Origin of the sequence: Flavobacterium ajazii, assembly GCF_010614725.1 — a bacterium.
Classification (GTDB): domain Bacteria; phylum Bacteroidota; class Bacteroidia; order Flavobacteriales; family Flavobacteriaceae; genus Flavobacterium; species Flavobacterium ajazii.
In genome coordinates this window covers 284,832-297,636 of sequence record NZ_JAAEHL010000007.1, presented here as the reverse complement: position 1 = coordinate 297,636, position 12,805 = coordinate 284,832, and the positions used below count along the sequence as shown (strand labels likewise).

Here is a 12,805-nt window from a genome sequence, read left to right as displayed (position 1 = left end):
AATTTTATTTCAATATAAATGCCCAATACCCCTTTTTTAATAGATAGATTTAGTCGAAAAAAAGTCACTCAAAACGAGTGACTTTTTTGGTTTTTATGAATGATAATCTTCTAAGGAATGTATAATACACTTCCCCCATTGGCAGAAAGTTCCAGATTGAATTTAGTTTCCTTACCAAACTTCTGAGTACTAAATTTTGATTCCTGCCCGTTACCATCAGAAATATCAGAAATAATAGAGACATTTTTACCTTTAAGCATCGGCAGATTTACAGTGATTTTTTTAGTACTGTTTTCCCCGTTGATAGCTGCGATATACCATTTTGTGTTTTTTCTGCGGGCAATCACACAATATTTTCCTGGATAACCTTCTATAAAACGGGTTTCATCCCATACAGTCGGAACACTTTTCAGGTAATCAAATAAATATGCAGGCTTTTCCTTTAAATTTTCAGGTGTTAATCCCCAATGCTGAACGGCAGAGAAAAAGATAACAGCTGTTGCCATTTCAAAAGCATCAGTAGTTTTACGAATTGTTCCCTTATTAGGATTTCGGTGCAGACGCTTGTTAAGGAAAACCGGTCCAAAATCCATTGAGCTTACAGCATTTCTGGTAAAAGGATAAATAGTGGCTGTAGAAGGATAGCGGTCACTAAACGCCTGCTGAAAAACCAGATTTTCAGATGCCAGTACTGCTTCGCTTGTCATATAATTAGGATACATTCTTTCCCATCCGCGTGGAAGAGTAGTACCATGAAAATTGATGTTCAGTCCAAATTCTGCTGCATCGGTAAGTATATCGTGGTACAGTTTCATTGTGGTCTGTTTATCTCCGCCAAAAAAATCTATTTTTAAGCCTTTTACGCCAATTTCCTGCAGCCATTGCATTTCTTTACGTCTGGCTTCAGCGGTGTTCATTTTGTCTTTTGGAGTCTGTGGAGCAGTATTCCAGTTTCCGTTAGAATTGTACCAAAGCAGAACACCAACATTTTTAGATTTGGCATAATTGATAAGTTCAGCCATTTTTTCTTTTCCAATATTAGTATCCCAAAGTGCATCAATTAAGATAAACTCACATTTCATATCGGCTGCAAGGTCAATAAAAATCTTCTGGTCGTTATAGTTGCAGCTTTCGTCCTGCCAGACAATCCAGCTCCAGCTTGCACGGCCTGCATCAAATATTTTTGAAGTTTTTACAAGCGGTTTTACCACATCTGTTGAAGCAGTCGATTCAACAATTGGTTTTAACGTTCTGCCCAGTGTAATGGTTTTCCACGAAGTTTGCATTGGTAAAACTGCAGTAGCCGTAACAGGTCCCTGATTGTTGTTTTCGCCTTCCTGAGGAAAAGTAACGGTGTAAATTCCGTCTGAACTGGCATCGCTTAACCGGGTTCCTACGTAAGTATCGCTGACACCGGTTTCAGAAATTAGAAGCCATCCTTTATCATCCAAATGAAACAGTGCCGGAAAAGTGTAACCCAGACCGTATTGTGATTTTGTTCTAACAGGTTCTTCTCTGGTGTATTCTTCTTCATAAGACGGTTTTGTTTTTTGCCAGCCACTTGATGGCGGAGCCTGTGGTGTAATAAAAGTGGTTGTGCCTATTGGAAGTTTAAAACCTGTTATTTCTTTTTCAACAGTACAGTCAGCATTATTTTTTTTGCTTTTTGGAATTAGGTAACTGAAAGCTACATCAGTATTTGTAACTCTGAAAATTATATTTAGGGTATCGTTTGCAGGATTCGTAAAAATGCATTTTAACTCGTTTGCCTTATAATTAACCTGACTGACTTTTGAGCGGTTCAGCTGATAAGATTCCTGAATTTTAGCTGAGGTATGATCAGCAAGTTTTAGCCCTTTTGAGAAGTCTCCTGCAGAACTTACAAGCCCCAAAGCTGATTTGTCAAGGAATTGATCTTTTTGATAAAACAGACTGTAGTAAGCATTTCCGTCTGAAACGAAAACCTCAAGTTTAATGTTTTTATCAGGACTTAAAGCGGATACAGACTGTGCCTGAAACGAATTTGTCAGAGACACAAAAAATAGACTGATTAGAAATAATCTCATTGTGGTTTTTGGTTGGTTGTTAGTAAAATTTTCTCTTTTAAAAATTGATATAAGTGTAAAAATAACACTTTTTTTGTGAAAGAGCGGCATTCTCAATTTTATAAATAGAGTAAAAAGAGTGTGGTGTAAAAAAAAAGTTATTGGATATTGCTATTTTTGCATATTCAAAAAAATAAAGCGAATGATAACAATAGACAGAGAACAGTCATTTTTATTAGAAAACACATTATTCAGTTTTGCATTGGCATCTGAGGCTGCTGATGTTTTTGATGAATGCAATACAATCATAACAGGGATAGGGAAGGTAAATGCAGCGTACGAATTGTCTAAAGCTATTTTGCATAAAAAGCCGTCATTAATTATTAACCTGGGCTCTGCCGGAAGTAATTTTTTTCAGAAAGGAGACGTTGTCTGCTGTACCAAATTTATTCAACGAGATATGGATGTACGTGGTTTGGGCTTTCAGCTGTATGAAACCCCTTTGTCCGGGCTGCCTCCGGTTCTGGAATATGGCTTAAAAATGGAAGGTCTGCCGGAAGGAATTTGTGGAACGGGTGATAGTTTTGAAATGGCTCATGCCGAAGTCTTGTATAATGTTGTAGATATGGAAGCTTATGCCTTGGCTATGATTGCTATGAAAGAAAATATTCCGTTTTTATGTTTAAAATATATTTCAGACGGTGCCGATGATAATGCGGCAGAAGACTGGTCGGTTCAGGTACACAAAGCAGCAGTAGCTTTTGGAAAACTTTTGAAAATAAATAAAAAAGATAAAGTAACAGAAGCTTGATTGTCCTTGATAAATTTAATTTAGACAATTAAAGAAAAACAAAGCCGTTCCGGAAATGATTCAGAACGGCTTTGTAGCTTAATTTTGTTCGAAATGTCTAAATGACTGCCAATATTTGTCTTTGTAGATTTCGTAGCTTATTTCAAAAACGCTACGGTACTTTTTTATTAATTCGTCAGCAACTTTTGTAGGTTTTCTGAAGTCTTTGCAGGCAAAAAAGATTTCTCTTTTGTTATTGGCTGTCTCTCTTCCGATATTTAAAAAGCCATCAGAATCCGGTAACATCTGTACAATTTCTTCTTCAATTTCTTCTAACAGTTTATATGTTTTTTCATCCGGTAATCCGCCATTATTGCAGTCTTCAAATGGTATTGCAACAATAAAAACCCATGGATGTGATGCTTTTTTATCCCATTGAATTAACGTTGTATTTATTAACGCTAAAACGACAGCACCATCCTGCTTTTTGCCTTCAAAATTAGCATAACCATCATTCTCTGTATTATGTCTTGTTCCTTCATACTTTTCAACAAATTCCTTCTCTCTCCAAATCAAATAATCTTTTAATTTTTCAATCGGAATTAATTCTTCCGAAATATCATTTGATCCGACAATTTTCATGTTGTCAATCAAAGTAACCGAATGTAATTCACCTAAATAATTGTCTAAGAAAATATAAACGCCATTCGTCGCAAATGATTTCTTTTCTTCCTCAAAATCATCATAAACAATAGTTAAGTCTATTTCATCAGGATAACTTTCGTGAATGTTTGGATAGAACTTTAAATTGTCTTTGTTGATTTTAAAGCCTTCATAGTTAATACTTACATCTTTTATATCTGATGCGGGTTTAAGAGCAGTAAACCTCCATCCTTCAATTTTAGGAGCAGCATTTACCAATTCCTCGATTGCGTAAATATTTCTGATGACTCCGTCAGGCGTTAGAACTAATTCGGCTGTCTGGTCATCAAACATTCCGGTAAGAAAATAAATTCCGCCATGAATTTCATCCAGCTTTGGAGCCAGTTTATCGAAAAAGCCTTTGTGTATATTCTCCCCACTTTGAACAGTTTTAAAAAACTCTTTTTCATGTTTTAAAAACCAATTCCAAAAATCATTATTAGATTGTATTGGAGTCTCTTTTTTGCCTAATATTTTATCAAGAAAACTCATTTATTAAAAATTAAATTACAAACAAACTTAAGAAAAAGCGTTTTTAAAACATAAGAATATTTCTATGAAAATAAAAGCTGTTTTAGAACATGCTGGTGGTAAATAAGTTAAATAGAAATCCATAAAAAAGCCATTCTGAGAATTTCTCAAAACGGCTTTCGTATAACGTTCTGCTACTATAGCGGGTTTGGGACTAAATTAAGCCCATTCCTCGGATTTGCCAAATCATTCCAAATACAAAACCATTTTTCCATTAAGTCTATTGCTCAAATCCGTTGTAGCTGTTAGTGGCTGTTATTTTTACATGAAATATTCAACCACTTCTTTATCTTCAAGAACAATATGATCTGTAATATGGAATACTTCGCTTATCCAAGGATGTTTCAAAGCATCTTTTCTGTCCAATATTTTTCCGAGTAAACTTTGTTTCCATGGAGACTCTTCCTTATCGATTAGTCCGATTTGAAAATTGTCACTATTCGTCCAAATTCTAAATGGAAATGAGAATCTATTTTTCGGTTCTTCGTCAGTTCCCCAATCTCCAATACTGATTATTCCTGTAGCAATTTTTTCGTCATGATCTTTGGTGAATTTTATGTAATAAATTGCAAAAGCATCAGCATCCTTATAAACAAATCTTGTCAGTTTTATTGTTTCCTTTCCGCAACAGTCACAAGTTTCTATATTCGGTTTTTCAAATTCTATTTTAATCATGATTTTCTTCTATAATAGCCACTAACTTATAACTCTTAACTTAAATCTTCTCCACAAAGTTCAGTTTACTATTTTTTCGGCTGTAAGTAAAGTAGATAAACAATCCAATTAATAACCAAATCGTAAAGTAAATCCAGTTCCAGACACTTAATTCGGCCATCATGTAAAGACAGCAGATTAATCCTAAAAGCGGAATTAAAGAAAGGTTTTTTCTAAATGCCCAGATCGCTAATCCCACCAAAACAAAAAGGAAAATCCACATTGGGATTTTGTGTTTGAATAAACTGAATCCGGTTTCATATTTAAGAGAATCATGAATAGGTAATCCTTTTACAACTTCTGCATATTTTGTTTCATCATCCTGATATTGGCTTAACAGATGCTCCAAATCTGAAGTTTCGGCTGTTTTGTTTTTAACATCGATACTTTCTAAATAATTCAGAACTTTTACCGATTCTTCTTTGTTTAAGGAAGTAATGATGGTGGTTGCATCAAAAGTCTGTGCTTCGTTATTGATGAAAGCCATAGTCGCTTTATTGTTGAAAGCAAAAGCGTAATACAAACCGGCAGCAAGTAAGGCCGGCAGAATATATTTTGAATTGATATAAGGCGTTTTGAATTTTCCTCTTGGGATTTCAGGTTTGTTCTGCAATACCAAAACTCCCGCACAAACCAGTACAAAGGCAAACAAAGTTCCGATACTGCATAAGTCGGTTACCATTGTTAAATTCAGAAACAAAGCCGGAACTGCCACAACAAACCCCGTTACGATAGTCGCAAAAGAAGGCGTTTTGAATTTTGGATGCACTGTAGAAAACTTTTTAGGTAATAAACCGTCACGGCTCATACTCATCCAGATACGAGGCTGTCCCATTTGGAAAACCAGTAAAACACTCGCCATTGCCACAACGGCACTTACTGCGATAATTCCGGACATCCATTTTAAATCTAATTTTTCGAAAACAAATGCCAATGGGTCACCAACATTCAATTCGTTATAGCTTACCATTCCGGTTAAAACCAAAGTTATGGCAATATATAAAATCGTACAGATGATAATCGCCCACATCATTCCGCGTGGCAAATCACGCTGTGGATTTTTACACTCTTCGGCGGTTGTAGAAATGGCGTCAAAACCAATATAAGCAAAGAAAACGGCCGAAACACCTTTTAAAACTCCTCCAACACCATTTGGTGCAAACGGATCCCAATTGGTTGTGTCCACATAGAAAGCTCCAACTGCAATTACCAAAAGGACAATACAAAGTTTTACAACCACCATTAAGTTACTGGCGTTACGGGATTCTTTCATTCCTCTGTAAACCAAAGCTGTAATTAAAACAATAATAAACAAAGCCGGAAGGTCTGCAACAAAATGGAAAGAACCAATTGTTGGTGCAGTAGTCCAGGCCATATAAGCTGCCTGTAATCCTGAATCTAAATTTTCAAAAGTTTTTCCACCCTGCATCAATGCCATCGCATCTTTAAAACCGTTAGAAGCAGTTAAATAATCCATCTGAATCCATTGCGGTAAAACGATCCCACGGCTTTGGAGCAATCCGGTAAAATAGTCACTCCAGGATATGGCGACAGTTATATTTCCGACGGCATATTCCATGATTAGTGCCCAGCCAATAATCCACGCAATTAATTCGCCAAAAGCAACATATGAATAGGTATACGCACTTCCGGAAACAGGAACCATTGAAGCAAATTCAGCATAGGCAAAAGCAGCAAAACCACAAGCCAGTGCGGTAAACAAAAACAAAAAGATAACAGCAGGTCCCCCGTCGGCGCTGGCTTTTCCGATTGTACTGAAAATACCGGCTCCCACGATAGCGGCAATTCCAAAAGCGGTCAAATCCCTTGTGGTCAAATGTTTTCCTAATGCATTGTGTCCATCAGTTTCATTTTGTGCAACTTGTTTCAGGATATCCTGTACTGTCTTTTTTCGAAATAAACTTGAAAATGCCATACGTGGTTTAGCTATTAAAAATTAAATTTTTTAGGTGTTTATCGTTTTATTTTGCAAATAATGCAAAAATTATCCTGATTTCAAATTTATAAAACGTTTTTGTTTTTCTGTGATTTTTTTAGCCACGAATTCACGAATTATTTTTTATCTGTAGTTATATTTTTCTCTCACAGATTTGGCAGATTTTTATTGCGGTGAAAAGATTTTCCTGATTTTTAATGATCTGCGCAATCTGCTAAATCTGCGAGAAACAAAATTTTGCGAATCTTTGTGGTAAAACTTCGATTTCAAACATAAATGTAACATTTATAAAAACCAGCTTACTAATTAAGAAGTATTTAATTTTTTAAAGAATCATTTTATGGAAAAAATTTCAAGACGTTCTTTTGTAAATAAATTAGGAGTAGGTGTGGGGGCTTCTGTTGTAATGACTACGCTTCCTTCTTTCTTGACTGAAACTGAAAAGCAACATAAACCCTACACCGGAAAAAAATTAAATATTGCACTTTGCGGTTTAGGAAATTACGCTTCTATGCTGGCAGAAGGAATTCAGGCATCTGAATACTGTCATCTTGCCGGAATTGTTACCGGAACTCCAGCCAAAGCTGAAAAATGGAAAACGAAATATAATATTCCGGAAAAGAACATTTACAACTATGAAAATTTCGATGCAATTGTAAAAAATAAAGACATTGATTTAGTGTACGTTGTAACACCAAACGGACTGCATAAAGAGTTTACTATCCGTGCAGCAAAAGCCGGAAAACACGTTATTACCGAAAAACCAATGGCAATTTCGGTTAAAGATTGTGAAGAAATGATAAAAGCCTGCAATGATAATAATGTGCAGTTAGCTATTGGCTATCGTTTGCATTATGAGCCGACACATTTAGAAATAAAACGTCTGGGACAGGAAAAAGTTTTGGGTCAGGTACGTTATATTGAAGCTTCTCTTGGTTACAAAATACATGACCCGGCCGATACAAAAAGCACTGTCAATTTCAATGACCGTCACGAATGGAGACTGAATAAAAGATTATCAGGAGGTGGCCCTTTAATGGATTTGGGGGTCTATTGTATTCAGGTAAGCCGTTATGTTTTAGGCGAAGAACCAATAGCGGTTACGGCACAATTTGGTACCGTGTACAACAAACAGATTTTTACCGAGACAGAGGAAAGTATTTCCTGGCAAATGGAATTTCCGAGCGGAGCAACTGCAAATTGCAATACTACGGTGAGTTACAATATTGACAGATTTTACGCTTCTGCAGATGAAGGCTCGTTTGAATTGAGTCCGGCTTTGAGTTATGGGCCTTTTAAAGGTAAAACATCAAAAAAAGAATTAAAATTCCCTGTAATAAATCAACAGCAGACGCAAATGGATGAAATTTGTAAAGTCATTTTAGAAAACAAAAAACTTCCAAATCATATCACAGGCGAAGAAGGACTTAAAGACATGAAAGTCATCAACGCCATCTATAAAGCTGCTGAAACAGGAAAGAAAGTAAGTTTGAGATAGTTTTGGCTACTGGTTTTACACAGATTAACATAGATTTTAATATACAACAATACATTTTTCTCTCGCAGATTTAGCAGATAATGCAGATTTTTAAATAAATCTAAAAAATATATCTGCTTGATCTGCTAAATCTGCGAGAAACAAAAATCTTTTAATCTCTAATCTGTGGTAAAACTTTTCACGTTTTACAAGAAACATCTCACCTTAGACAATTCCTCAAAATACTCACAGGATGCTGAGCCTCACGACTCGTCCCATCATAAATCTGATGGCGGCAGCTTGTTCCTGCGGCAGCGATTTTTACATTCTCAGCTGTGTTTCGCACTTTTGGGAATAAGGTATCTTCCCCCATCTGCATGCTTACCTGATAATGTTCTTTTTCATAACCGAAAGAACCCGCCATTCCGCAACAGCCCGAACTGTAAATGGTAACCGTATTATTTTTTGGCAGATTCAGCATTGCGAAAGTCGCTTCAACAGAACTTAAAGATTTTTGGTGGCAATGCCCGTGAATTTTAATTTCTTTTGTTTCTTCAGAGAAAGATTCCGGTGTGATTTTTCCGTCGATGATTTCTTTTTTAAAGAATTCTTCAATCGTAAAAGTATTTCCGGATAATTTCTCGGCAGCTTCTTTATCATCGGCTAAACGTAAATATTCATCCCTGAAAGTCAAAATTGCCGAAGGTTCTATTCCAACCAAAGGTGCATTTCCTAAAACCAGATCTTTAAAAACATTCACATTATGATTGGCTATTTTCTTCGCTTCTTCTAAAAATCCTTTCGAAAGATAGGCTCTTCCGCTTTCTTCGTGATCGATAACCAAAACCTGATAGCCTAATTTCGTTAATAATTCAAAGGCATCAATTCCGATATTCACATCGTAATAATTCGTGAATTCGTCTACAAATAAATACAATCTGCCGTTTGGGAAATCTGTTCCTGAAGGTTTATTATTGCTATACCATTTTCTGAAAGTCTTTTTAGCTAACAACGGAACCTGTCTTTCAGGTGCAATTCCCATTGTTTTTTTAACGAAGGACTGATTCGAAATAAAATTCGTAATCGAAGGGAATTTGCTTCCCAGTTTGTTCATTTTAGCATTGTTGGCAAAAATTTTATTTCTGGTAGAGAATCCGTTTGCTTTTTGATATTGGTATAAAAATTCCGCTTTTAAAGTGGCTACATCTACATTACTTGGACATTCGCTGGCACAGGCTTTACAGCTTACACACAGCTCAAAAACTTCGTATAATTCTTTCTGGTCGAATTTATTTTCTTTTTCAGAGTATGTCAGATATTCTCTCAGTGCATTGGCTCTCGCACGTGTAGTTTCTTTTTCGTTTCGGGTCGCACGATAACTCGGACACATTGCTCCTCCGCCAGAAGGCAGTTTTCGGCAGTCTCCGGAACCGTTGCATTTTTCGGCAGCACGCAAAATCCCTAAACTGTCTGAGAAATCCTGAAATGTTTTAATATCCGGTTCAATTCTGCCTGAAATGACACGATGATTTTCATCCATTTTTCCAGCATTGACAATCTTCCCGATATTCAAAACCGAATTCGGATCGAATGCCAGTTTGATTCTTTTCAGCAGTTCGTAATTCTTGTCGCCAATCATAAACGGAATAAATTCTCCGCGCACAATTCCGTCGCCGTGTTCACCACTTAGCGAACCTCTGTATTTTTTAACCAAATGTGCCACTTCGGTCGCAATGGTTCTGAATAATTTTAAATCAGATGTTTTCTTCAAATTCAAAACCGGACGAAGGTGTAATTCTCCCGCACCTGCATGTGCATAATAAATCGCTTCCTGTCCGTGGCTTAACATCATAGCCGAAAATTCTGCAATATAATTTGGTAAATCACTCAGTTCAACCGCTGTATCTTCAATCGAATCAGCTGCTTTATCGTCGCCTACAATACTTCCTAAAAGTCCAAGACCTGCTTTTCTCAGTTCATTAGCTTTGTCAATATCTGGTCCGTAAATTTTGACGTTAGCATAACCAAAATTGTTTTTTTCTAAATCAGCGATCAGGGCGTCAGCTTGTTTTTCGGCTTCTTCCAAAGTATGAGCTGCTACTTCAAACAGCATAATAGCTTTGGGTTCCCCCTGTAAAAAGAACCTGTTTTTTACGTGTTCGCGATTCGTTTTCGTACAATCCAAAATCGTATCATCGATCATTTCGCAGGTATACAAATGATGTTTCATCGCTACGACAACTGATTCCAACGATTCCTGAATGGTATGATAATGTCCTACGACCATAATACTGTGTGCTGGCGGAAGATCATCCACTTTCAGCGTTACTTCGGTTGTAAAAGCCAGAGTTCCCTCGCTTCCGCAAAGTAGTTTTCCCAGATTAATCGTCGGTTCAGTTCCGCCAAATAATTCCGATTTCAGCAGAATATCAACGGCATAACCTGTATTTCTTCTGTGAATTTCAGGCTTTGGAAACTCTTTTATAATTTCTTCCTGAACTTCTTTTATCGAAAGCTCATCATAAATCGTTTTGTATATTTTATTTTCTAAAGTATCTCCTTTTGTTTTTTCGATAAATTCTTCAGAAGTCAGGTCTTTAAAAATCACTTCAGAACCGTCACTCAAAATTGCTTTAACTTCTGCAATTTTATCGCGGGTAACACCATATCGAATCGAAGTTGTTCCCGAAGAGTTATTTCCAACCATACCGCCAATCATCGCGCGGTTTGACGTTGATGTAATCGGGGCGAAAAATACGCCGTGAGGTTTTAAGAATAAATTCAGTTCATCGCGGATGACTCCCGGCTGAACGGTTACAGTTTTCTTTTCGGCATCAAACGAAATAATTTTAGTAAAATGTTTCGACACATCAATAACTAGTCCGTCTCCAACCGCTTGTCCTGCCAAAGAAGTTCCCGCAGTTCTCGGCGTAACCGAAATATTATGATTCGCTGCAAATTTTATCAGTTTGGCAATATCTGAAGTCGTCCTGGGTATGGCTACCGCATTGGGTTTAATTCGGTATACCGAAGCATCGGTTGAATAAAGCGTTTTATGAAGATCATCGTATAAAAGTGTTCCTTCTAATGATGCAGACAGTTGTTCTAACTCCTTAATTATTGACATTCTGATTGAATTTATAACCTAAAACGGATGTGTTTTTTCGGTTACAAAAATACTCTTATTTCCTTTGTTTTTATTCTAAATTAAGAAAATTAGGTACTGAGTTTTCAATGTTTATGCCATAATACTGCGAACTTCTGCTGTATTTTGGCCTTAAGGCACTTTTATAAGTGTATTTTTTGCATTTATTTATTTGAATGAAAAAAATCAGGCAGAGTATATTCAGTTTTGAAAAGGACAAACTTCACAGATCGTTTTTTAATAGTATAAACGATGGCGAAGTAAAGTATCTAAAACTTCAATAATATTTTCGATATCATTCTCTGTTGTGTCAATAGCGATGCTGTTGTTATTGTACGGTCTGTATTTCTTCGGATTTGTAACATTGAACAGACCTACAACAGGTACTTTGGCAGCACTTGCAAGATGCATGATTCCGCTGTCTGCCCCAATAAAAATGGACGTATTGGCAATGACAGCAGCTATTTCCCGAATATCCCTGCTATAAAAGGATGGAGCTTTGAAGGCGATTTGCGAAACATTTTCTACTGGCAAAATTTCTATAATAGTATGATCCGGAAAGCTGAGACACAGTTTTTCATAAAATTCTTCCCACCATTCAGCACAATGACATTTGTTTCCTGTGGCATAGGTAAACAAACTGATTATCTTTTTGTCACCGGGCGTTATTTTTTGTAAAATTCGGTAGCCATGTGACAGCTCTGAAGCATCTAATTTTAAATCCAGATCGGGTACTTTTTCATTCCATTCGAAAATAGTTTCAGGAGAAATTGCAAACCGAAAATCATATACAGATGTTTTGGCAATGTGTTCAAAATCACAAAAAAATGACGCAATAGATTCATTCAGTACATCTCCAAAAAATTTAAACCTGGTATTTGAATATTGGGTTGATAATCTTCCGGAGGATGAATTTTTATCTGCATTAATAGTCAGGTCATATTTAGTTGTTCTGATTTTTAGCCAGGCTTTCAGATATTGAAAAGGCTGTTTGAAGGGCTTTTTGGGAAGCTGAATAATGGTGTCAATAGTATGATAGTTTTTAAAAATTTCGGGCGCAATATTGCCTTTTACAAATAAATCTATTTTGCAGTCCGGATATTTTGCCGAGACTTCCTGAAGCAATGGGGTAATTAACAAAAGGTTTCCAAGCCTGTGATTTGGTCTGCAAATTAAAACCCTGTTTACATTTGTTACAGCACCGTTTTTTTGAAAGGATTGATTTTTACGCCCAATATTTTTAGTTAATGCCTTCATGACCGATTTTCTCACTTCATTAACTTTTCTTTTAAATTCTATTTTGCTCATGCGGGATTATTTACTTAAAATTCTTTTTGTCAGATGATTACGACGGGTAATATCAGTTCTGTTTTAATTCGGATTTAAAAGTAAGTGTAGATTTATCCATGTGTACTTATAAATCGACTTAACCTGAAATTTTATA

General features: G+C 36.2%; 8 protein-coding genes. 2 read left to right on the top strand and 6 right to left on the bottom strand.

Annotated elements, in window-relative coordinates:
• Nucleotides 1-110: 110 nt before the first annotated feature.
• On the bottom strand, nt 111-2,066 hold the full coding sequence (locus GWR14_RS14745) for a glycoside hydrolase family 97 protein (RefSeq protein WP_163409834.1): 1,956 nt from the start codon (nt 2,064-2,066) through the stop codon (nt 111-113).
• A gap of 181 nt (nt 2,067-2,247) precedes the next feature.
• Between GWR14_RS14745 and GWR14_RS14740 the strand changes: the two genes are divergently transcribed.
• Nucleotides 2,248-2,856: a 5'-methylthioadenosine/S-adenosylhomocysteine nucleosidase family protein gene (locus GWR14_RS14740; protein ID WP_163409833.1), complete on the top strand. Its 609-nt coding sequence runs from the start codon at nt 2,248-2,250 to the stop codon at nt 2,854-2,856.
• A 78-nt stretch (nt 2,857-2,934) separates the two neighbouring features.
• On the opposite strand, the gene GWR14_RS14735 is transcribed toward GWR14_RS14740, so the two are convergent.
• From GWR14_RS14735 to GWR14_RS14725, 3 genes are all read right to left on the bottom strand, one after another.
• On the bottom strand, nt 2,935-4,029 hold the full coding sequence (locus GWR14_RS14735; protein WP_163409832.1) for a DUF695 domain-containing protein: 1,095 nt from the start codon (nt 4,027-4,029) through the stop codon (nt 2,935-2,937).
• Between the two features lie 300 nt (nt 4,030-4,329).
• Entirely contained in the window at nt 4,330-4,743 is a 414-nt protein-coding gene (locus tag GWR14_RS14730; RefSeq protein ID WP_163409831.1) for a hypothetical protein, read from the bottom strand.
• 40 nt (nt 4,744-4,783) lie between these two features.
• Complete coding sequence (locus tag GWR14_RS14725) at nt 4,784-6,718, bottom strand: amino acid permease (RefSeq protein ID WP_163409830.1); 1,935 nt, start codon at nt 6,716-6,718, stop codon at nt 4,784-4,786.
• A gap of 361 nt (nt 6,719-7,079) precedes the next feature.
• On the opposite strand from GWR14_RS14725, the gene GWR14_RS14720 reads away from it, so the two are divergent.
• Nucleotides 7,080-8,237 carry a Gfo/Idh/MocA family protein gene (locus GWR14_RS14720; protein ID WP_163409829.1) on the top strand — a complete coding sequence of 386 codons (1,158 nt, stop codon included), beginning with the start codon at nt 7,080-7,082 and terminating at the stop codon, nt 8,235-8,237.
• Between the two features lie 199 nt (nt 8,238-8,436).
• Here GWR14_RS14720 and GWR14_RS14715 read toward each other — a convergent pair whose 3' ends face one another.
• Complete coding sequence (locus GWR14_RS14715; protein ID WP_163409828.1) at nt 8,437-11,343, bottom strand: FAD-binding and (Fe-S)-binding domain-containing protein; 2,907 nt, start codon at nt 11,341-11,343, stop codon at nt 8,437-8,439.
• 255 nt (nt 11,344-11,598) lie between these two features.
• Entirely contained in the window at nt 11,599-12,669 is a 1,071-nt protein-coding gene (locus tag GWR14_RS14710) for a glycosyltransferase family 9 protein (protein ID WP_317165162.1), read from the bottom strand.
• Nucleotides 12,670-12,805: the final 136 nt, after the last annotated feature.